The sequence below is a fragment of the Diaphorobacter sp. B2A2W2 genome, assembly GCF_056730635.1.
Genome location: NZ_JBWZOR010000003.1, coordinates 520,951 through 540,916, shown reverse-complemented (window position 1 = coordinate 540,916; position 19,966 = coordinate 520,951). Strand labels below are relative to the sequence as shown.

21 protein-coding genes, 1 tRNA gene and 1 pseudogene are annotated in these 19,966 nt (G+C 61.9%); 10 read left to right on the top strand and 13 right to left on the bottom strand.

The features are described 5' to 3' along the window. Positions 1-293 (top strand): annotated as a pseudogene (locus AC1PPL_RS08690) (hypothetical protein); the annotation flags it as partial. 58 nt (positions 294-351) lie between these two features. After that, on the top strand, positions 352-534 hold the full coding sequence (locus AC1PPL_RS08685; protein WP_312563959.1) for a hypothetical protein: 183 nt from the start codon (positions 352-354) through the stop codon (positions 532-534). A gap of 5 nt (positions 535-539) precedes the next feature. Here the strand turns inward: AC1PPL_RS08685 and AC1PPL_RS08680 are convergent, their stop codons facing one another. Beyond that, positions 540-866: a helix-turn-helix transcriptional regulator gene (locus AC1PPL_RS08680; protein WP_287984047.1), complete on the bottom strand. Its 327-nt coding sequence runs from the start codon at positions 864-866 to the stop codon at positions 540-542. 509 nt (positions 867-1,375) lie between these two features. Here AC1PPL_RS08680 and pilB point away from each other — a divergent pair. The 6 genes from pilB to AC1PPL_RS08650 all read left to right on the top strand — a co-directional run bounded on the left by pilB (position 1,376) and on the right by AC1PPL_RS08650 (position 6,936). Further along, a complete protein-coding gene (pilB, locus tag AC1PPL_RS08675; RefSeq protein WP_012655751.1) occupies positions 1,376-3,109 on the top strand; it encodes a type IV-A pilus assembly ATPase PilB in 1,734 nt (577 codons plus the stop codon). Positions 3,110-3,129: 20 nt separating this feature from the next. Beyond that, on the top strand, positions 3,130-4,347 hold the full coding sequence (locus tag AC1PPL_RS08670; protein ID WP_479973079.1) for a type II secretion system F family protein: 1,218 nt from the start codon (positions 3,130-3,132) through the stop codon (positions 4,345-4,347). Beyond that, complete coding sequence (locus tag AC1PPL_RS08665) at positions 4,347-5,228, top strand: prepilin peptidase (RefSeq protein ID WP_479973084.1); 882 nt, start codon at positions 4,347-4,349, stop codon at positions 5,226-5,228. The genes AC1PPL_RS08670 and AC1PPL_RS08665 overlap by 1 nt, the downstream gene beginning before the upstream one ends. A 1-nt stretch (position 5,229) precedes the next feature. Further along, positions 5,230-5,853 (top strand): dephospho-CoA kinase, encoded by a 624-nt coding sequence (coaE, locus tag AC1PPL_RS08660; protein ID WP_479973078.1) that lies wholly within the window; start codon positions 5,230-5,232, stop codon positions 5,851-5,853. Between the two features lie 90 nt (positions 5,854-5,943). Next, positions 5,944-6,699 carry a cell division protein ZapD gene (gene zapD / locus AC1PPL_RS08655; RefSeq protein WP_011804250.1) on the top strand — a complete coding sequence of 252 codons (756 nt, stop codon included), beginning with the start codon at positions 5,944-5,946 and terminating at the stop codon, positions 6,697-6,699. Positions 6,700-6,705: 6 nt separating this feature from the next. After that, positions 6,706-6,936 carry a DNA gyrase inhibitor YacG gene (locus AC1PPL_RS08650; RefSeq protein WP_287965656.1) on the top strand — a complete coding sequence of 77 codons (231 nt, stop codon included), beginning with the start codon at positions 6,706-6,708 and terminating at the stop codon, positions 6,934-6,936. 68 nt (positions 6,937-7,004) lie between these two features. Here the strand turns inward: AC1PPL_RS08650 and AC1PPL_RS08645 are convergent, their stop codons facing one another. The 5 genes from AC1PPL_RS08645 to AC1PPL_RS08625 all read right to left on the bottom strand — a co-directional run bounded on the left by AC1PPL_RS08645 (position 7,005) and on the right by AC1PPL_RS08625 (position 13,565). After that, complete coding sequence (locus tag AC1PPL_RS08645) at positions 7,005-7,451, bottom strand: NUDIX domain-containing protein (protein WP_479973077.1); 447 nt, start codon at positions 7,449-7,451, stop codon at positions 7,005-7,007. Next, complete coding sequence (locus AC1PPL_RS08640) at positions 7,448-8,326, bottom strand: ATP-binding protein (RefSeq protein ID WP_012655745.1); 879 nt, start codon at positions 8,324-8,326, stop codon at positions 7,448-7,450. The genes AC1PPL_RS08645 and AC1PPL_RS08640 overlap by 4 nt, the downstream gene beginning before the upstream one ends. Positions 8,327-8,380: 54 nt before the next feature. Continuing rightward, positions 8,381-9,610, bottom strand: a complete 1,230-nt coding sequence (argJ, locus tag AC1PPL_RS08635; RefSeq protein WP_088887540.1) for a bifunctional glutamate N-acetyltransferase/amino-acid acetyltransferase ArgJ — start codon at positions 9,608-9,610, stop codon at positions 8,381-8,383. 100 nt (positions 9,611-9,710) lie between these two features. Next, positions 9,711-12,464: a preprotein translocase subunit SecA gene (gene secA, locus AC1PPL_RS08630; protein ID WP_479973076.1), complete on the bottom strand. Its 2,754-nt coding sequence runs from the start codon at positions 12,462-12,464 to the stop codon at positions 9,711-9,713. A gap of 135 nt (positions 12,465-12,599) precedes the next feature. Then, the gene (locus AC1PPL_RS08625) at positions 12,600-13,565 is read right to left on the bottom strand and encodes a M23 family metallopeptidase (protein ID WP_479973075.1); all 966 of its coding nucleotides are present in this window, start codon (positions 13,563-13,565) and stop codon (positions 12,600-12,602) included. A gap of 35 nt (positions 13,566-13,600) precedes the next feature. Here AC1PPL_RS08625 and AC1PPL_RS08620 point away from each other — a divergent pair, with 35 nt between their 5' ends. Beyond that, positions 13,601-13,900, top strand: a complete 300-nt coding sequence (locus AC1PPL_RS08620; protein WP_012655741.1) for a hypothetical protein — start codon at positions 13,601-13,603, stop codon at positions 13,898-13,900. A gap of 106 nt (positions 13,901-14,006) precedes the next feature. Here AC1PPL_RS08620 and AC1PPL_RS08615 read toward each other — a convergent pair. The 6 genes from AC1PPL_RS08615 to petA form a co-directional block, all read right to left on the bottom strand. After that, a tRNA-Thr gene (locus AC1PPL_RS08615) sits at positions 14,007-14,082 on the bottom strand. 60 nt (positions 14,083-14,142) lie between these two features. Continuing rightward, complete coding sequence (locus AC1PPL_RS08610) at positions 14,143-14,670, bottom strand: ClpXP protease specificity-enhancing factor (protein WP_479973074.1); 528 nt, start codon at positions 14,668-14,670, stop codon at positions 14,143-14,145. 31 nt (positions 14,671-14,701) lie between these two features. Next, entirely contained in the window at positions 14,702-15,313 is a 612-nt protein-coding gene (locus tag AC1PPL_RS08605; protein WP_011804241.1) for a glutathione S-transferase N-terminal domain-containing protein, read from the bottom strand. Between the two features lie 95 nt (positions 15,314-15,408). Then, positions 15,409-16,164 carry a cytochrome c1 gene (locus AC1PPL_RS08600; protein ID WP_011804240.1) on the bottom strand — a complete coding sequence of 252 codons (756 nt, stop codon included), beginning with the start codon at positions 16,162-16,164 and terminating at the stop codon, positions 15,409-15,411. Positions 16,165-16,180: 16 nt separating this feature from the next. After that, positions 16,181-17,602 (bottom strand): cytochrome b, encoded by a 1,422-nt coding sequence (locus tag AC1PPL_RS08595; RefSeq protein WP_012655738.1) that lies wholly within the window; start codon positions 17,600-17,602, stop codon positions 16,181-16,183. Positions 17,603-17,617: 15 nt separating this feature from the next. Then, positions 17,618-18,217, bottom strand: coding sequence for a ubiquinol-cytochrome c reductase iron-sulfur subunit (gene petA, locus AC1PPL_RS08590; RefSeq protein WP_012655737.1), 600 nt, complete (start codon positions 18,215-18,217; stop codon positions 17,618-17,620). Positions 18,218-18,351: 134 nt separating this feature from the next. Here petA and mscL point away from each other — a divergent pair, with 134 nt between their 5' ends. Beyond that, complete coding sequence (gene mscL / locus AC1PPL_RS08585) at positions 18,352-18,780, top strand: large conductance mechanosensitive channel protein MscL (RefSeq protein ID WP_011804237.1); 429 nt, start codon at positions 18,352-18,354, stop codon at positions 18,778-18,780. 74 nt (positions 18,781-18,854) lie between these two features. On the opposite strand, the gene pdxA is transcribed toward mscL, so the two are convergent. After that, positions 18,855-19,910 carry a 4-hydroxythreonine-4-phosphate dehydrogenase PdxA gene (gene pdxA / locus AC1PPL_RS08580; RefSeq protein ID WP_479973073.1) on the bottom strand — a complete coding sequence of 352 codons (1,056 nt, stop codon included), beginning with the start codon at positions 19,908-19,910 and terminating at the stop codon, positions 18,855-18,857. Positions 19,911-19,966 lie beyond the last annotated feature (56 nt).

Below are 19,966 nucleotides of genomic sequence, written 5' to 3'. Positions count from 1 at the left end.
GGCTGACCGGCAGCTTCTGGCCGAACTCAGCCGGTCATAACCAGCAGACCGGTCAGCCACAACTGGCACAGTGGTCAGCTCAACCGGAATACGCACCTCGTGACGCCGTCACGAAAGCTGCCTGCTCTCCTAACGAGGTCCTGAGCCCACGAGATTCGGTACCCTTTGAACTCTACGTGGTGCCACGAGGCGGCACGGCGAAGCGCCCGCGACTGATGACGCTGCACATGCATATCGGCCCCGGTGATGCAAGTGAGCCGGCAGTCACCATCCTGACCCCCAACGAAGACTGACCCAAACGCCCACCCCAACCAAGGGCGGGCATACGCCACCTACAAAGGAGCAAACAGCATGAACAACGAACCGAACACAGAAGCGCCGGACATCAATCCGGCGACCGGCCTGCCTCTGATCGATGACACCTATATCGACGTTGGCGGCAGCCCATACGGCGAGGACATCTACCAGCCAACTTGGTCGCCGCAGCCGACTTATGAGCCCAACTGGCCCTCAGGCGATGTAGCGCCCTGGTGACAACGTCAATTAGCCCCTTGCAATCGAGCAAGCTTGCGCTCAGTACTGGCCCTCAGACTCTTGACAGCATTGCCAGAACTGGCGGGAGCACGGCGGACATGCTGGGGAGCATCCGTCCCATCAGGCAGCGGCTCAGTAGAGGGGGCCTCTTTGAGCCGGTGAGACAGCCAAACGTAGTACACATCGGGGTGCCAGTAGACACGATTACCCAGCTTGGTTGGCGCAGGCAGGATGTTGTCGTTGATCCAGTTTTCAACCGTCCGGATAGAGATGCCCAGCGAACTGGCAATGTCTTGCTTGGTCAGCGGAGTGAAGGAAGCGGAAGCGGTCATCGTAAGACCTGTGTAGTTAAGGTCTTACGTATAGGCAAGGAGAGGACAAATGACGCGCAGCAGACCACAAGTACCCCGCGACCGATTGCCGGTGGCAAATCAGTGGCAATTGGCTTGGCTTGCCACTGCGCCTACCTGCGCGCAGCTACGCGCAGACAAACGCAAGTTGTTGATTTACAATGATCTGACCTAAACAGAGAACAACGTTTTGGCATAGACATGGCGTTCGGGACGTAGAGGCCGGAGGTTCGAATCCTCTCACCCCGACCAGTTATTTTCATGCCCAAGCCCTGCATCGCGGGGCTTTTTTGCATCTGGACAACGCCCGAGATGCCAAGGAACCGCAAATCTTTAATGCGGTTGCCCTCGCAGAACCCATGCTGCCCTTAAGCCGCCGGCTGGGGCAAATGTCACTCACACAACGCTTGCGCCATTAAGCCTGTACACACCTTGGGCGATCGGCGATGATTGAAGAGTTTCCCTTCCTTCCATAAGAATCCGCTAGTTACATGGCTGCTATCGACACACAGAAAGAAGCTCAACCCATTGCCTTACCCGGACTGGCGCGCGCGTTGATGTCTGTGGGCAAATTGGACCAAAAAGCGGCGGAGGAGATTTACAAAAAGTCACAAAATAGCCGCAGTAGCTTTATTGCAGAGCTCACGGAATCGAAAATCATCACGCCAAGTGATCTGGCCCATACGGTATCCACCGTATTCGGTGCCCCCTTGCTAGATGTCGATGCGATCGACCGGCAACGCATCCCCAAAGACCTGTTGGACGTCAAACTGTGCCAGTCCTACAAAGTCATCGCTCTCAGTAAGCGCAATAACCGGCTCATCGTCGCCACCGCGGATCCGACATTTCAAGAGGCAGCAGAAAAGATCAAATTCACCACACAAATGGGGGTGGACTGGATCATCGCGGAATATGACAAGCTGCTCCGCTTGATTGAGGCGAGCACGAAGAGCGGTACAGAAACGCTCGACGGCATTAACAGTAGTAATGATTTTGAGTTCGGCGATATTCCCGTTGATGAAGCTCCGGACGAGGATGCCGACAACCCCGCGGAAGTCGAGGATGCTCCCGTTGTCAAATTTCTGCACAAGATGCTGTTGGATGCTTTCAATATGCGTGCATCCGATCTGCATTTTGAGCCCTACGAGCACCATTACCGTGTCCGCTTCCGCATAGATGGCGAATTGCGCGAAATCGCATCGCCGCCTATTGCCATCAAGGAGAAGCTGGCCTCGCGCATTAAGGTGATCTCCCGCCTGGATATTTCGGAAAAACGCGTGCCCCAGGATGGCCGCATGAAGCTCAAGGTTGGGCCGGACCGGGTTATCGATTTCCGCGTCAGCACCCTGCCTACGCTCTTTGGCGAGAAGATCGTGATCCGTATTCTCGATCCGAGCAGCGCCAAGCTGGGTATTGACGCACTGGGATATGAGCCCGAGGAAAAGGAGCGTTTGCTGCAGGCCATCAACCGCCCTTATGGAATGATCCTGGTGACCGGACCCACGGGCTCCGGGAAGACCGTGTCGCTCTACACATGTCTCAATTTGTTGAACAAGCCCGGCGTCAATATTGCGACCGCTGAGGACCCCTCGGAAATCAATCTCCCGGGTGTGAACCAAGTCAACGTCAACGAAAAAGCCGGCCTCACGTTTGCCGTCGCGCTCAAGTCATTCCTTCGCCAAGATCCGGACATCATCATGGTGGGTGAAATCCGGGATCTGGAAACCGCAGACATTTCGATCAAAGCCGCACAGACGGGTCACTTGGTGCTGTCCACCCTGCACACCAATGACGCTCCCACGACATTGACGCGTATGCGCAATATGGGCATCGCGCCCTTCAATATCGCATCCAGCGTGATTCTTATTACGGCGCAGCGACTGGCGCGTCGCTTGTGCCCCAATTGCAAGGCGCCCGTGGACATTCCGCATGAGACGCTGCTGGAGGCCGGCTACCGGGACGAGGAGATCGACGGCTCATGGGTTACCTACCGACCGGTGGGCTGCTCCGCCTGCAATAACGGATACAAGGGGCGCGTGGGCATTTATCAAGTCATGCCGGTGTCCGAAGAAATCCAGCGCATCATCCTGCGCGATGGAAGCGCACTGGAAATTGCCGAACAGGCACGCCTGGAAGGCGTCCGTTCTCTGCGTGAATCCGGGCTTCACAAGGCAAAAATGGGATTGACCTCGTTGGAAGAGGTCTTGGCTGTCACCAACGAATAAACAAATCGAGAGAGAAAACAATGGCGACCGTTGCATCGAGGGGCATCAAGGACTTTGTCTTCGAGTGGGAGGGCAAGGATCGTAGCGGCAAGATCGTGCGCGGCGAAGTACGCGCTGCGGGAGAGAATCAGGTCAAGGCGACGCTGCGGCGGCAGGGCGTTCTGCCAACCAAGATCAAGAAGCGCCGGATGAGCGCGGGCAAGAAGATCAAGCCCAAAGACATCGCGCTGTTCACGCGCCAGATGGCCACGATGATGAAGGCCGGCGTTCCGCTGCTTCAGGCATTTGATATCGTGGGCCGGGGTAATACCAATCCCAGTGTGACCAAGCTGCTCAACGATATCCGCGGGGATGTGGAGACAGGAACGTCCCTGAATGCCGCATTCCGTAAATATCCGATGTACTTCGACAGCCTTTACTGCAACCTCGTAGAGGCCGGCGAAGCCGCCGGTATTCTGGAAGCGTTGCTCGACCGGCTGGCCCTGTACATGGAGAAGACCGAGGCCATCAAATCCAAGATCCGGTCGGCGCTGATGTATCCAATTTCGGTGGTCATCGTTGCGTTTGTCGTGGTGACAATCATCATGATTTTCGTGATTCCTGCGTTCAAAGAGGTTTTCAGCTCGTTCGGAGCCGACCTGCCCGCTCCTACCCTGTTCGTGATGGCCATCAGCGAATTCTTCGTGGCTTACTGGTGGCTGATATTCGGCGTCATCGGCGGGGGGTTCTACTTCTTCATGCAGGCCTGGAAGCGCAGCGAAAAAATGCAGCGTTTCATGGACCGTTTCCTGTTGAAAATGCCCATTTTCGGTGCATTGATCGACAAGTCCTGCGTTGCCCGTTGGACGCGCACCCTGTCGACCATGTTCGCTGCCGGCGTGCCATTGGTGGAGGCACTGGACTCAGTGGCCGGTGCATCGGGCAACTCCGTCTACGCCATCGCGACGGAGAAGATTCAGCAGGAAGTCTCCACAGGTACCAGCCTGACGGCCGCCATGGGGAATGCCAACGTGTTCCCTTCCATGGTGCTGCAGATGTGCGCGATCGGCGAGGAATCCGGCTCCATCGATCACATGCTGGGCAAAGCCGCCGATTTCTACGAAGCCGAAGTGGATGAAATGGTGGCCGGCCTGTCCAGCCTTATGGAACCCATCATCATCGTGTTCCTGGGCTCGCTGATCGGTGGCATCGTGGTGTCCATGTATCTTCCGATCTTCAAGCTCGGGCAAGTGGTTTGATGTCAGGCTCGCTAGCAGTGGACGCCGTGCTGGTGGGCGTCCTGGGGATGCTGATCGGAAGCTTTCTCAACGTCGTGATTCATCGCCTTCCGCGCATGATGGAACGGCAATGGGCCGCAGAATGCCGGCAGTACGGGCAGGATGTAGGGCTGCTTTCCTCGGCGGCGCCTCCTGAGACCGACAACGAGCCCCTCAGCCTGTCCAAGCCGCGTTCACGCTGCCCCTCCTGCGGCCACGCAATCCGCTGGTACGAAAACATTCCGGTCCTGAGCTATTTAGCCCTGCGAGGCCGGTGTGCGGGTTGCGGCACGCGCATCAACCCCCGGTATCCGCTGGTAGAGCTGGCGACGGGTGCCTTGTTCTATGCATGCGCGCTCCGCTGGGGCTGGAGCCTCACGACCGCCGCGTGGTGCGGTTTCTCGGCCGCGCTGGTCACACTGGCATGCATCGACTGGGACACCACGCTTTTACCCGACGACATCACGTTGCCGTTGCTGTGGGCGGGCCTGCTTGCGGCCGTCTTGCGCTGGATTGAAGTGCAGCCCACGGATGCCGTCATCGGCGCCGCGGCGGGCTACCTATCCCTCTGGTCCGTGTACTGGGGGTTCAAGCTGGCCACAGGCAAGGAGGGCATGGGCTATGGCGACTTCAAACTGTTTGCCGCCCTGGGCGCCTGGTTTGGCTGGCAGGCGCTCGTGCCGATCATCCTGCTGGCCTCTGTCATCGGCGCCATCGTCGGCATCGCCATGAAGCTGGCCAGCACCCTGCGCGAAGGCAAGTACGTCCCCTTCGGCCCGTTCCTGGTGGGAGGAGGCATGGCCGCCATGCTGTGGGGCCCCGGGCGCATCATGCAGGCCGTCTTTTCCGTGCTGGGGCTCTAAGGTGGGCTCTCGGCAGGCCGGTCCCCGCTCGGTGAAACTGGGCGTGACGGGCGGCATCGGCAGCGGCAAAAGCACGGTGGCCGGCATGCTGCGACAGAACGGCGCGGCACTGATCGACGCCGATGCCATCGCCCGCTCGGTGACCGAGGCGGAAGGCGCCGCTATCGCGGCCCTGCGCGACGAGTTCGGCCCCGACTACATCACCGACGGCGCGCTGGACCGGGCACGCATGCGCACCCTCGTTTTCAGCGATCCCACGGCGAAGCAGCGCCTGGAAGCCATCGTTCACCCCTTCGTGGGACGCGAGATCGCACACGCTGCGGCACAGGCGCACCACGCGGGCCACGCACTCATCGTGTTCGACATTCCGCTGCTGACGGAGTCGCCCCGTTGGGCCCGGCAGCTGGACGCCGTCCTGGTCGTGGACTGCCGGGAGGAGACGCAGATTCAGCGTGTGCAGATGCGCAGCGGTCTGACCGCCGATGCCGTGCGCGCCATCATGGCCACACAGAGCCCACGCGCCACGCGCCGCGCGGCCGCCGACCTGGTGGTCTACAACGACGGGTTGGCGCTGTCAGATTTGCAAACAAAGGCACGCGAGATCGCCGTATTCTTCGGGCTATGATGTGCTCGCACCGGCGTGGTGTGCAATGGTCTGCCGCAGCGCAGCGCTCGCACCCCGCCCCACACCGTGCGCACTCAGGAACCCCGTAGCGTGATCCTTTACGAATACCCTTTCAACGAACGCCTGAGAACCTATCTGCGGCTTGAGCAGCTGTTTCGCCGGCTGGGCGAGCTCATCGCGCGCCCGCATCCCCTGGACCATCACTATGCCCTCGTGACCATGTTCGAGGTCATGGACGTGGCGGCCCGCGCCGACCTCAAAGCCGACGTGCTCAAGGATCTGGAAAAGCACAAGCACCAGCTGGATGCCTATCGCGGCAACCCCTCCATCTCCGAGGAAGCCCTGGACGGCGTGATCGCCCAGCTCGACCAGTGCTTTGCCGCACTCAACGCGCAAAACGGCAAGGCCGGCCAGGCGTTGACCGAGAACGATTGGCTCATGAGCATTCGCAGCCGCGTGGGCATCCCCGGGGGCACCTGCGGCTTCGATCTGCCCGCCTACTACGCGTGGCAGCACCGTCCGCCCCAGGACCGCCAGCACGACCTGCACCACTGGGCCGCCACGCTGGGGCCGTTGGCAGAGTCCGTCTACGTGCTGCTGCGCCTGCTGCGTGATTCGGGGCTGCCGCAGAAAGTGGCGGCCGAGCGCGGGCAGTTCCAGCAGAACCTGCCCCAGGGCCGCACCTTCCAGTTGCTGCGCTTGGCGATCGACCCCGCACTGCAACTCATCCCGGAGATCAGCGGCAACCGCCTCATCGTTTCGGTGCGGCTGATGCGCCAGGAAGAAGGCGGCCGCCTGGTTCCCAGCACCGAGGACGCGGCATTTGAACTGACCCTGTGCGCCTGACACGACATGACCGGCAAACCCTCCCGCTCCGACACACCTGCGCCCCAAGGCAAGCGAGTGCCTTGCCCGACCTGCGGCGGCCCGAGCCTGTACAGCCCGGCCAACCGCTTCCGCCCGTTTTGCAGTGAACGCTGCAAGCAGATCGATCTGGGGGCCTGGGCAGCCGAAGATTTCCGCATGCCGGCCGAGGCGCCGCCGGAGGATGCGGAGTTCGGCGATCCCAAGCGCCAGCCGTGATATTTGAAGAAAAGGCTGGTAACGCTTATCCAGCAAGCGCAAGCAGCTATATATTTTGAAGCAACATCTCACGCCAGCAGCGAAGCGTCGAAGACCTCGCCACTCTCCTCGGCCAGCCACTGCAGCACGGGATAGGCGCCCGGCAGCACCGGCTTGACCTGCAGCGGCCAGTGCTGCCAGGCCATGGTCTGGCCCTCGCGCATTTCGAACGCACCGCTCCATTCGCGCACCTTGCACCAGTGCAGGCGCACGAGGGCATGCGGGTAGTCGTGCTCGGTCACCTTCCAAGCCTCCACCGGGCCGATGGTCACGCCCAGTTCCTCGATGAGTTCGCGGCGCAGCGCCTGCTCCACGGTTTCCCCGGCTTCGATCTTGCCGCCCGGGAACTCCCAGTAGCCCGCGTAGGGCTTGCCCGTGGGACGGGTGGACAACAGCATCGCCCCGTCCTCTCGCAGCAGAATGCCCACGGCGACTTCGGTGTGCTTGCGCTGTGGCGTGCTGGTCGATTCGCTCATGCGCCCTCGCCCTGCCGCCCTGCGAAATCCCGGGCAAATTGATAGGCCACGCGGCCGCTGCGCGAGCCGCGCTCCAGCGCCCACACCAGCGCCTGCGGGCGCGCGGCCTCGATGGCTTGGGCGGGCACGCCCAGCGCAGCCAGCCACTGTGCCACGATGGCCAGGTACTCGTCCTGGCTGAACGGGTAGAAGCTCACCCACAGGCCGAAGCGCTCGGACAGCGAGATTTTTTCCTCCACCGCCTCGCCCGGATGGACCTCACCATCGTCGGTGTGGGTGTAGCCCAGGTTCTCCTTCATGTATTCAGGGAGCAGGTGGCGCCGGTTGCTGGTGGCATACACCAGCACATTGGGCGTGGCCGCGGCGACCGAGCCGTCCAGGATCGACTTGAGGGCCTTGTACCCGGCCTCTCCATCCTCAAAGCTCAAGTCATCGCAGTAAACGATGAACTTCTCGGGCCGGCCGGAGACCACGTCCACAATGTCGGGCAGATCCGTCAGGTCCGCCTTGTCCACCTCGATCAGACGCAGGCCCTGGGGTGCATAGCTGTTCAAGCATGCCTTGATGAGCGAGGACTTGCCCGTGCCGCGCGCACCGGTCAGCAGCACGTTGTTGGCGGGCTTGCCTTCGACGAACTGCTGGGTGTTGCGCTGGATCTTTTCTTTCTGCGCATCGATCTCCTTGAGATCGGACAGCTGCATGGCGGCCACATGGCGCACCGGCTCCAGCACACCATGGCCGCCGCTGCGTTTGCGGTAACGCCAGGCGATGGAGGCCGCCCAGTCCGGCGCCGACAATGGCTGCGGCAAGACCGCCTCGATACGGGAGATGAGCTGCTCCGCACGCGCGATCAGCTGGTCGAATTTATCAGTCATTTTCGGCTCTAGCGCTTATCTAGCAAGCGCAGACAGCTATCAAAAGGAAAGCATTCAAGAGCGGTAATCCGCGTTGATGGTCACGTAGTCGTGGCTCAGGTCGCAGGTCCACACCGTGTCCACCGCCGCACCGCGGCCCAGCACCACGCGCACGGTGATCTCGCTTTGCTTCATCACGCGCTGGCCGTCTTCCTCGCGGTAGGCCGGATTGCGCCCGCCCTGCACGGCCACATGCACGTCGTCCAGAAACAGGTCGATCTTGGTCTGGTCCAGGTCCGCAATGCCTGCGTAGCCCACGGCCGCCAGGATGCGGCCCAGGTTCGGGTCGCTGGCAAAGAAGGCCGTCTTGACCAGCGGCGAATGCGCGATGGCATAGGCCACCTGCCGGCACTCTTCGCCCGTCTGACCGCCCTCCACGCGCACCGTGATGAACTTGGTCGCGCCCTCGCCATCGCGCACGATGGCCTGTGCCAGCTTCTGCGCCACTTCCAGCAACGCGGCCTTGAGCGCACGGCCCTCGGCGCTGTCGAGGGAGGTGATGGGCGCGTGCCGCGCCTTGTGCGTGGCCATCAGCACGAACGAGTCGTTGGTGCTGGTGTCGCCGTCGATGGTCACGCGGTTGAAGGACTGGTCCGCCAGCTCGCGCACGAGCGGGCGTAGCAGCTCGGGCGCGATGCAGGCATCCGTGGCCAGGAAGCCCAACATGGTCGCCATGTTGGGGCGGATCATGCCCGCGCCCTTGGAGATGCCGGTAATGGTCACTGTTGCACCGCCCAACTGCACCTGCGTGCTGAACGCCTTGGGCAGCGTGTCGGTGGTCATGATGCCTTCGGCCGCGCGCGCCCAGTGGCCGGGCTGTGCATCGGCCAGCGCGGCGGGCAGCGCGGCTGCAATGCGCTCGTGCGGCAGCGGCTCCATGATGACGCCGGTGGAAAACGGCAGCACCTGGCTGGCCGCCAGACCCAGGTGGCCAGCCAGTGCCTCGCAGGTGGCGCGCGCACGCGCGAGGCCGTCCGCGCCGGTACCGGCGTTGGCGTTGCCCGTGTTCACCACCATGGCGCGAATCGCCTGGCCGCCGTCCAGGTGCTCACGGCACACCTGTACCGGCGCGGCGCAGAAACGGTTCTGCGTGAACACGCCCGCGACGGTGGTGCCTTCGTCCAGCAGGAACACGGTCAGGTCTTTGCGCTGCGCCTTGCGCACACCGGCTTCGGTCACGCCGATGCGCACACCGGCCACAGGGTGCAAATCCGATGCAAGAGGAGCGGAGAGATTCACGGGCATGCGTCGTATTCCTTCAGAAAGAGACGTCGGGGAAACAGGAGAAAAGGCACTGCCAAAGTGCGAACACGGGCCGCAGCCCGTGTTCTTCATTGTGCCGGCATCACGCCAGCTTGCCGTGGCACTGCTTGTACTTTTTACCGCTGCCGCAGGGGCAGGGGTCGTTGCGGCCCACGCGCACGCCGGCGGCGGCAGGCTGCGCGGCGGTGGCGGCATCGGCCACCGTCTCCACTTCGCCGGTCTCGGTGGGCGAGCTGTAGGTAACGTTGCTGATGCCCTCACCCCGGTCTTCCATGGCCTGCGTGGCCTCGTCCAGCTGGGCGCTGGATTGCACCTGCACGGTCATCATGAGGCGCGTGACTTCGTTCTTGACCTGGTCGATCAGCTGGCGGAAGAGCTCGAACGCCTCGCGCTTGTATTCCTGCTTGGGCTGCTTCTGCGCATAGCCGCGCAGGTGGATGCCCTGGCGCAAATAATCCAGCGCGGAGAGGTGATCGCGCCAGTTGGTGTCGAAGCTCTGCAGCAGCACCATGCGCTCGAACTGCGTGAAGTTCTCCGCGCCCACCTGCCCCACCTTGGCCTGGAAGGCCTCGCGGGCGGCCTGCTGCACCTTCTCCAGAATCTCTTCGTCGGTGATGGCGTCCGAGCCTTCCACCTCTTTCTGCAGCGCCAACGACACTTGCCAGTCGTTGGCCAGCGCCTTTTCCAGGCCTGCGAGGTCCCACTGTTCTTCCACGGACTCGGCAGGCACGTACTGGCGCACCACGTCGGCCAGGCAATCGTCGCGCATGGCGTCGATCAACACGCCCAGGTCGGGGGCGTCCAGGATTTCATTGCGCTGCTGGTAGATCACCTTGCGCTGGTCGTTGGCGACGTCGTCGTACTCCAGCAGCTGTTTGCGGATGTCGAAGTTGCGCGCCTCAACCTTGCGCTGCGCCGACTCGATGCTGCGCGTGACAATACCCGCCTCGATCGCTTCGCCGTCGGGCATCTTCAACCGGTCCATGATGGCCTTGACGCGGTCGCCCGCGAAGATGCGCATCAATTGGTCATCCAGACTCAGATAGAAGCGCGAAGAGCCCGGGTCGCCCTGACGGCCCGAGCGGCCGCGCAGCTGGTTGTCGATACGGCGGGATTCATGGCGCTCAGTCGCGATGATGCGCAGGCCGCCGAGTGCCGTCACCTTCTCGTGGTCGAGCTTCCACTGCGCGCGCAGTTCCTGCACACGCGCGGCTCGCTCGGCTTCTGACAGCGACTCATCGGCCTCCAGCGCGGCGATCGCCTTTTCCACGTTGCCGCCCAGAACGATGTCGGTACCGCGGCCCGCCATATTGGTGGCGATGGTGATCATGCCGGGGCGTCCCGCCTGGGCCACGATATCGGCCTCGCGCGCGTGCTGTTTGGCGTTGAGTACCTGGTGCGGCAGGCCTGCCTTGTTCAGCAACTCGTCGATGATTTCCGAGTTCTCGATGGAAGTGGTACCCACCAGCACCGGCTGGCCACGCTCGTGGCATTCGCGGATGTCGGCAATCGCAGCCTCGTACTTCTCGCGCGTCGTCTTGTACACGCGGTCGAGCTGGTCGTCGCGCTTGCTGGGCCGGTTGGGCGGGATCACCACGGTTTCCAGTCCGTAGATTTCCTGGAACTCATAGGCCTCGGTATCGGCCGTACCGGTCATGCCCGAGAGCTTGTTATAGAGGCGGAAGTAGTTCTGGAAGGTGATGGAGGCCAGCGTCTGGTTCTCGGCCTGGATGTTCACGCCTTCCTTGGCTTCGACGGCCTGGTGCAGGCCTTCGCTCCAGCGGCGGCCGGCCATCAGGCGGCCCGTGAACTCGTCCACGATCACGATCTCGCCGTTCTGCACGACGTAGTGCTGGTCGCGGTGGTAGAGATGGTTGGCGCGCAGCGCCGCGTACAAGTGATGCACCAGCGTGATGTTGGCCGGATCGTAGAGCGACGCCCCTTCCGGAATCAGCCCCTGGCTGGCCAGGATGCGCTCTGCATTCTCGTGGCCCTGCTCCGTCAGGAACACCTGGTGCGTCTTTTCGTCGAGGGTGAAATCCCCCGGTTTGGTCACGCCCTCGCCCGTACGCGGGTCGGCCTCACCCTCCTGGCGCACCAGCAGGGGCACCACCTTGTTCATGGCCACATACAGCGCCGTGTGGTCCTCTGCCTGGCCGCTGATGATCAGGGGGGTACGCGCCTCATCGATCAGGATGGAGTCCACCTCATCGACGATGGCGTAGTTCAGGCCGCGCTGCACGCGCTCGCGCGCGTCGTACACCATGTTGTCGCGCAGGTAGTCGAATCCGTACTCGTTGTTCGTTCCGTAGGTGATGTCCGCCTGGTAGGCGGCCTGCTTTTCTTCGCGGGGCATTTGAGGCAGGTTGATACCCACCGTGAGACCCAGGAAGTTGTACAGCCGCCCCATCCATTGCGCGTCACGGCCCGCAAGATAGTCGTTCACTGTCACCACGTGCACGCCCTGGCCCGACAGGGCGTTCAGGTAAACGGGCAGCGTCGCCGTCAGCGTCTTGCCCTCGCCCGTGCGCATCTCAGCGATCTTGCCGTAATGCAGCGCCATGCCACCCACCAGCTGAACGTCGAAGTGGCGCATTTTCATGATGCGCTTGGAACCCTCGCGCACCACGGCAAAGGCTTCGGGTAGCAGAGCGTCCAACGATTCGCCCTGTGCAATGCGATCCTTGAATTCCTGCGTCTTGCCCCGCAGCGCCTCGTCACTCAGCTTCTCATAGTCGGGCTCCATCGCATTGATGCGAGCAACCGTCTTGCGATACTGCTTGAGCAGGCGGTCATTGCGACTGCCGAATATTTTGGTGAGGAAGTTGGTGGCCATGCGAACGCGACCGCACTACACGCCAACGAGCGGCAGAGCGACCGGAATCCCTGTGATGATGTGAATCCAGATGGAGACCCCCGTCCACCATTGCAAGTATCTGCAATCCGAGGTGGCGGGCCTGATCGAAAGATTCTACCTGTGCGCCAGGTGCCCAATGGCAGCGCGCCCCGTGAGGGCGTGTGGCATCGGTGCGGGCTCTCCCGCGAAGAGGAATTTCTGAGGATCCTGCGGAACGCCTTGCACCCACACTTCGAAATGCAAATGCGGCCCCGTGGAGCGGCCCGTACTTCCCACTTCCGCGATTTTCTGTCCCCGGCGCACGATGTCTCCCGCCTTCACCAGTGTTTTGGAGGCGTGGGCGTAGCGGGTGACGAGTTGGCTTCCGTGGTCTATCTCCACCATGTTGCCATAGGCGGGGTGGTACTCCTGGGCGATCACCACGCCGCCGGCCGCGGCCACGATGGGCGTGCCGGTTCCGGCCGAGAAGTCCAGCCCGGTATGCAACGCGGACTGGCCGGTAAAAGGATCAATGCGCCAGCCGAACGGCGAACCAACAGCCGTGTCGCGCACGGGAACCTGGGTCGGGATCAAGTGCTTGCGGATGTGCTGGTCAAAGAGGCGTGACTCTGCCACCGTCATCAAATCCGTCCGCCGGCCGGTGATGGCGACCAGGTCGTCCAAGGCCGCATTCAGTTCGTCGAGCCCCAGCGGGCGCCCAGCCACCAGCATGCCTCCACGGCCCGGCAGGCTCTGCACCTCGGAAGCAGGCAGCCCGGCCAGACCTCGCACACGCTCACCCAGCGATTCCAGTTGGAGTACACGGGCTTGCATGTCTCCCAGCTTGCGCGCCATCGCATCGATGTTGGCGCGCATGAACCGCTCGCGCTGGGCTTGCTCATCCTGCACAGCCAGTCGTGCCATGGAGCCCACTACGGGCCAGCCCTCGCGCACGCCATGCATCACCACCCAGTGGTATGCCATCACGGTCATGAACAGCAGTGCCATGAAAATCCCAGCTAGAGCGCAGCTCAGTTGCACACCGCTGAGGTGTATGGCGCGGCTTCGCGCGAGCCACGCATCCGTAATAATCACCTGCACGTTTTTCCCTCGTCGCTGGTTGGACCAGTCTCTGTATGAATCGTCGTCACCACGCCATCTCACTCCAGCAAGCCACGCAGGAGTCGCCGACGTTGGCGAAGCTGACCGCGCTCACCCAGGAGTCCAGTGCCCGGCTGAAAGCCATCGAGGGCTTGATACCCCCGCTGCTGCGCCCCGCCATTCAGGCAGGGCCGATTGAAGGCGCTTGTTGGTGCCTGCTGGTCCGCAGCAATGCCGCCGCCGCAAAAGTCCGGCAATTGCTGCCCGCATTCGAGGCACATCTGCGCAGTCGGGGATGGGAGGTTAACTCCATACGCCTGAAAGTTCAAACCTGAGCACTCAGGCGAAAGACGCCAGCTGCGCCGCAGGCATGGCGTCGCAAAAAAAAGGCCGCACGCAAAAGAAAAGCCGCATGTCCCTGCGAACATGCGGCCTGTGCAATGGTGCCGATTGTCGGATTCGAACTGACGACCTACCGCTTACAAGGCGGGTGCTCTACCAACTGAGCTAAATCGGCGAATTTCAGATTCTAGCGTTCAAAACGCACGGCTCAAATTGATTCACCTTGAAAGATGCCTCATTTGATGCGCTTGAGCGAAGGACGCCCAGCGCCTCCTGTGGGCGGAGGCGGTCGCGGCGCTTCCTCGTGCGCATCGCTGACAGAGCCGTCCACCGATTGCAACTGAACAGGACCACGCTCGGAAACCGTGGAGCCCGGGACACCCGGTCCAGCGCCCGAGTCCGCGGATGACACTACAGCAACGGCCGGCGGCACGGACACTTCCTCTTCCAACGGGAAGGCCATACCCTGTCCGTTTTCACGGGCATAGATGGCGACGACCCGGCGCACCGGGACCATGATGTCGTGCGGCCTGCCGCCGAAGCGTGCCTTGAACTCGATGAAATCGTTGCCCAGTTGCAGCCCGCTCGTCGCGTCGTAGCTTGCGTTCAGGACAATCTCGCCGTTGTTGACGTACTCACGCGGTACCTGAACGGATTCGTTCACACGCACCACCAGATAGGGCGTGAAGCCGTTGTCCGTGCACCACTCATACAGAGCACGAATGAGATAGGGGCGCGTGGAGGGAAATTCCTGGGGCTTCATCGTACGCAAGCAAAGAAAAAGGCGCAGCAGCTTACTTGCGCATGACTTTCTCGGAAGGCGTCAGCGCCTCGATATATGCCGGGCGAGAGAAAATGCGCTCGGCATATTTGAGCAATGGTGCAGCGTTCTTGCTTAACTCGATGCCGTAATAGTCCAGGCGCCACAACAAGGGGGCAATGGCCACATCAAGCATGGAAAAACCTTCGCCCAACATGTATTTGTTCTTCAAGAACACCGGAGCGAGCTGCGTCAGCCGGTCGCGGATGTGCGTGCGCGCCTTCTCCAATGCCTTTTCATTCCCCTTCGTGGCGCGCGACTCCAGCGCGTTCACGTGAACGAACAATTCCTTCTCAAAGTTCAGCAGGAACAGGCGCACGCGTGCGCGGTCCACCGGATCACCCGGCATCAGTTGCGGGTGGGGGAAGCGCTCATCAATGTACTCGTTGATGATGTTGGACTCGTACAGGATCAAGTCGCGCTCGACCAGGATGGGAACCTGACCATAGGGATTCATCACGCTGATGTCTTCGGGCTTGTTGTACAGGTCCACATCGCGGATCTCGAAATCCATGCCTTTTTCGAAGAGGACGAAACGGCAGCGATGGGAAAAGGGGCAGGTCGTACCCGAATAAAGCACCATCATGGTGAGCAGCTCCTAAAAATCAAAAGAGTGGGTGCCAGGGCACCCACTCTGTACATGCTCGGCAGCGCAGAAATGCGCGGCAAAGAACCTAGCGTTTACTTAACGTCTTTCCAGAAGGCGGCGTTGAGCCTCCATGCGATGAGCGTGAACACGCCGAGGAAGATCAACACCCATACGCCAATGCGAACACGTGTATTTTGCGCTGGCTCGCCCATCCACTGCAGATAATTCACGAGATCACCTACAGCTTGGTCGTATTGCAACGGCGTCATGCTGCCTGCAGTAACCTGCTCCCAGCCCTTGAGCACATGCTCGGTCTTGCCGTGGCTTTCACGCTCTTCGAAGATCGGGCGGCGCTCGCCTTGCAGTTGCCACAAGGCATGGGGCATGCCCACATTGGGAAACGCCAGATTATTCCAGCCCGTGGCCTTGGTGTCGTCCCGATAGAAGGTGCGCAGGAAGGTGTAGAGATAGTCGGCGCCCGTTCCGCCGGCGCCTGCACGCGAACGTGCAATCACCGTGAGATCGGGCGGGTTGGCGCCGAACCATACCTTGGCCTGCTTGGGATCGATGGCGGACTTCATGGTCTCGCCCACCTTATCGGTCGTGAACAGCAGGTTGTCCTTGATCTGCTGGTCCGTGAGACCGATGTCCTTCAAGCGATTGAAACGCATGAAGGCAGCAGAGTGGCAGTTGAGGCAATAGTTGACGAAGAGCTTCGCACCGTTCTGCAAGGACGCCGTGTCGCTGGTGTTGACAGGCGCCTTGTCCCAGGCCATGCCACCACCGGCGGCATGCGCCCCAGCCACCAGACCCAGAGCTGCAACCAACGTGAGGATGAGTTTTTTCATTGTTGTTGTCTCCAGCTCAGTGCGCAGCGAAAGTCACGCGGTCCGGCACGGGCTTGGGTGTACCCAAGCGGCTCCACCAGGGCATGAGCAGGAAGAAACCAAAGTAGAACAGCGTACCCACCTGCGAAACCCGCTCGCCGATGGGCGATGGCGGTTGCACGCCCAGGTAGGCCAGGATGACGAACACAACCACGAATACTGCGTACAGGTACTTGTGCCAGGTCGGGCGATAGCGGATCGAGCGTGCAGGGCTCTGGTCCAGCCAGGGCAGGAAGAACAGAATGATCACGGCACCACCCATCACCACCACGCCCCAAAACTTGGCATCAATAGCCAGCATGAGGGCGATGGCCACAGCGGCGGCCAACGCTACGCCACCCTTGATGAGCGCAGGCAAACGGGCCTTGAATACACCGAAGCCCGCACCCAGCACCACACATGCGATCAACACGTACATCATCTCGGTGGTGATGGCGCGCAGCATGGAATAGAAGGGCGTGAAGTACCACACCGGGGCGATGTGGGCAGGCGTCTGCAGCGGATCGGCCGGGATGAAGTTGTTGTACTCCAGGAAGTAGCCACCCAGTTCGGGAGCGAAGAACACCACCGCCGAGAAGATGAACAGGAACACGCACACGCCCAGGATGTCGTGCACCGTGTAGTAAGGGTGGAAAGGTACGCCGTCCAGCGGGTGGCCATGCTCATCCACCGGCTTGCCGGGGCCCTTGATTTCGATGCCATCAGGGTTGTTGGAACCCACGTCATGTAGCGCCAGCAAGTGCGCCACCACCAGGCCCAGCAGCACCAGCGGCACAGCGATCACGTGGAAGCTGAAGAAGCGGTTCAGCGTCGCATCGCCCACCACATAGTCGCCACGGATCAGCAGCGCCAGATCGGGGCCGATGAAGGGAATGGCGGAGAACAGGTTCACGATCACCTGTGCGCCCCAGTAGGACATCTGGCCCCAGGGCAGCAGATAACCCATGAACGCCTCGGCCATCAGCGCCAGGAAGATGGCGCAGCCGAAGATCCACACCAGTTCGCGTGGCTTGCGATAGGAGCCGTACAGCAGGCCGCGGAACATGTGCAGGTACACGACCACGAAGAAGGCCGACGCACCGGTCGAGTGCATGTAGCGGATCAGCCAGCCCCACGGCACGTCGCGCATGATGTACTCGACAGACTCGAACGCCTTGGCAGCGTCGGGCTTATAGTGCATCACGAGGAAGATGCCGGTGACGATCTGGATCACCAGTACCAGCAGCGCCAGCGAGCCGAAGATGTACCAGAAGTTGAAGTTCTTCGGAGCGTAGTACTCCGACATGTGCACCTTGTAGGCATCGAAAGCCGTGGGGAAACGGTTTTCCAGCCAGTTGGTGACCTTCACGCCCGCGGACGCGTTGGGCGAGACTTCCTTGAATTCGCGATAAGCAGCCATTTGTCAGTGCCTCCCTCAGGCCTTCTTGTCTTCACCGATCAGGAGCTTGGTCTCCGACAGGTACATGTGCGGCGGCACTTCGAGATTGTCAGGCGCAGGCTTGTTCTTGAACACACGGCCCGCCATGTCGAATGTGGAGCCATGGCAAGGGCACAGGAAACCGCCCTTCCAGTCGTCAGGCAGGGAAGGCTGCGGGCCCGACGCGAACTTTTCCGTGGGAGAGCAGCCAAGGTGGGAGCAGATACCCACGGCCACGAGCACCTCGGGTTTGATGGAGCGCCATTCGTTGCGCGCATATTCCGGCGTGAGCTCCGCAGGGTTGCGCGCCGATTTGGGATCGGCAAGCTGCGCATCCAGCTTGGGCAGCTCGGCAAGCTGCTCGGGCGTGCGCTTGACAATCCAAACAGGCTTTCCACGCCATTCCACGGTGATTTTTTCGCCGGGCTTGAGACCCGAGATATCCACCTCGACGGCAGCACCCGCTGCCTTGGCCTTTTCAGACGGTTGGAAAGTGCTCACAAAAGGAACGGCAGTCGCCACGCCGCCCACCGCACCAGCGCAGCCGGACGCAATCAGCCACGTCCGCTTGCTGGAGTCGATCGGAGTTTCACTCATGGGGATCCTCGGTATGCTTCGCTAAGGGGTCAACCGCAAATTGTAGCGGAGTGAAAATGGTTATTCCAACGCTGCTGCTGGACTTAAGCTAGGCAATAGTTCAGTGTTTTCATCTATATCAAAGGAGAAACGAAATGGGCATTGCCAAAGAGTTTCGGGAGTTTGCCGTTAAGGGCAACGTCATTGACCTCGCGGTCGGCGTGATCATCGGTGGTGCCTTCGGCAAGATCGTCGACTCCGTCGTCAGCGACCTCATCATGCCGGTCGTGGGCTTGGTGTTCGGCAAGCTGGACTTCTCCAACCTGTTCATCGTGCTGGGCAGCGTGCCGGAGGGCACGCCCTATACGCTGGAGGCGATTCGCAAAGCGGGCGTGCCGGTACTGGCTTACGGCAATTTCATCACCGTCGCCGTCAATTTCGTGATCCTCGCGTTCATCATCTTCGTGATGGTCAAACAGATCAACCGGCTCAAGCGTGAGACACCCGTCGAGCCGCCCGCCCCGCCCGCCACTCCCGAGGACATCCAGCTGCTGCGCGAGATCCGCGACAGCCTCAAGCGCTGACAGCACGCCAGAGGGCGCGTAAAAAGGCCCACCGCCCTCCCCGGGCGGCGGGCCTTTGCATTTCAGGGAGACGTTCAGGGCCGCGCCAACTGCCGCGCCATGCGCACGGCTTCGATCAGGCTCTCCGCATCCGCCGTCCCCTGCCCCGCGATGTCGAAGGCCGTGCCGTGGTCGGGGCTGGTGCGCACGAGCGGCAACCCGAGCGTGACGTTCACCCCTTTGTCCACGCCCAAATACTTCACCGGGATCAGGCCCTGGTCGTGGTACATGGCCAGCACCACGTCAAACTCGCCGGCGCGCTGCGGCGTGGAGCGGGCGCGCATGAAAATGGTGTCGGGTGCAAACGGGCCGTGGGCATCGATCCCCTCACTGCGCGCCTGCGTCACGGCCGGCGCGATGACTTCGAGCTCCTCGCGGCCGAACAACCCCCCCTCGCCCGCATGCGGATTGAGCCCCGCCACGCCAATGCGCGGAGCGCGCCCCAGGCTGCGCGAGAGCGCGGCATGGGTGATCCGCAGCGTCTGCAGCACGCTGTCCTGCGTCACCGCGGCGATGGCATCGCGCAGCGCGACGTGGATGCTGACGAGCACGGTGCGCAGCTCGTCATTCGCGAGCATCATGCGCACGGGCATCTGCTGCAAGGACACGCCCGCATGGACCGCCGCCTCGGCTTGCAGCAGTTCCGTGTGACCGGGATGGTGCACGCCCGCGGCCGCGAGCGCCTCCTTGTGCAAAGGCGCCGTCACCAGCGCCGCAACCTCGCCACGCAATGCAGCACGCGCAGCCCACACCACGCACGCCGCCGCGGCACGCCCGGCTTCGGCGCTCACCCGCCCCCAGGGCGCAGGAGCCACGCCCTCCAATTCCGGCAGTTGCCATACGGGCAGGCAGCGCGGCGGAATGTCGGCCAGGTCGACCGGCGCACGGTACGCATCCAGGCGCGCCACGGGCAAACTGGGCTGGCCCGGCCGCATGATGCACGACGCCGCGCGGCGCATGGTCGGCAGGTCTCCCACCACGAAGCAGCCGCGCAGCACCTGTGGCGCATCGCGAAACGCCTTGGCCACGATTTCCGGACCGATGCCTGCGGGATCCCCCTGGGTGATGGCAAGCGCGGGAAGTGCATTCATGAATAAGCCTATAGATCAAATAGGGCCCTAGCGCTCTACCATAAAGCGCAAGCAGC

Excerpts from the sequence above, each read along its gene's own strand:
- argJ (WP_088887540.1), bottom strand. The coding sequence starts at position 9,610 with ATGCCCGTGAATCTCTCCGCTCCTCTTGCATCGGATTTGCACCCTGTG.
- AC1PPL_RS08680 (WP_287984047.1), bottom strand. The coding sequence starts at position 866 with ATGACCGCTTCCGCTTCCTTCACTCCGCTGACCAAGCAAGACATTGCC.
- pilB (WP_012655751.1), top strand. The coding sequence starts at position 1,376 with ATGGCTGCTATCGACACACAGAAAGAAGCTCAACCCATTGCCTTACCC.
- AC1PPL_RS08600 (WP_011804240.1), bottom strand. The coding sequence starts at position 16,164 with ATGAAAAAACTCATCCTCACGTTGGTTGCAGCTCTGGGTCTGGTGGCT.
- AC1PPL_RS08685 (WP_312563959.1), top strand. The coding sequence starts at position 352 with ATGAACAACGAACCGAACACAGAAGCGCCGGACATCAATCCGGCGACC.
- petA (WP_012655737.1), bottom strand. The coding sequence starts at position 18,217 with ATGAGTGAAACTCCGATCGACTCCAGCAAGCGGACGTGGCTGATTGCG.
- secA (WP_479973076.1), bottom strand. The coding sequence starts at position 12,464 with ATGGCCACCAACTTCCTCACCAAAATATTCGGCAGTCGCAATGACCGC.
- pdxA (WP_479973073.1), bottom strand. The coding sequence starts at position 19,910 with ATGAATGCACTTCCCGCGCTTGCCATCACCCAGGGGGATCCCGCAGGC.
- AC1PPL_RS08605 (WP_011804241.1), bottom strand. The coding sequence starts at position 15,313 with ATGATGGTGCTTTATTCGGGTACGACCTGCCCCTTTTCCCATCGCTGC.
- AC1PPL_RS08640 (WP_012655745.1), bottom strand. The coding sequence starts at position 8,326 with ATGACTGATAAATTCGACCAGCTGATCGCGCGTGCGGAGCAGCTCATC.
- AC1PPL_RS08620 (WP_012655741.1), top strand. The coding sequence starts at position 13,601 with ATGAATCGTCGTCACCACGCCATCTCACTCCAGCAAGCCACGCAGGAG.
- AC1PPL_RS08595 (WP_012655738.1), bottom strand. The coding sequence starts at position 17,602 with ATGGCTGCTTATCGCGAATTCAAGGAAGTCTCGCCCAACGCGTCCGCG.
- AC1PPL_RS08650 (WP_287965656.1), top strand. The coding sequence starts at position 6,706 with ATGACCGGCAAACCCTCCCGCTCCGACACACCTGCGCCCCAAGGCAAG.
- AC1PPL_RS08610 (WP_479973074.1), bottom strand. The coding sequence starts at position 14,670 with ATGAAGCCCCAGGAATTTCCCTCCACGCGCCCCTATCTCATTCGTGCT.
- AC1PPL_RS08665 (WP_479973084.1), top strand. The coding sequence starts at position 4,347 with ATGTCAGGCTCGCTAGCAGTGGACGCCGTGCTGGTGGGCGTCCTGGGG.
- AC1PPL_RS08670 (WP_479973079.1), top strand. The coding sequence starts at position 3,130 with ATGGCGACCGTTGCATCGAGGGGCATCAAGGACTTTGTCTTCGAGTGG.
- AC1PPL_RS08645 (WP_479973077.1), bottom strand. The coding sequence starts at position 7,451 with ATGAGCGAATCGACCAGCACGCCACAGCGCAAGCACACCGAAGTCGCC.
- mscL (WP_011804237.1), top strand. The coding sequence starts at position 18,352 with ATGGGCATTGCCAAAGAGTTTCGGGAGTTTGCCGTTAAGGGCAACGTC.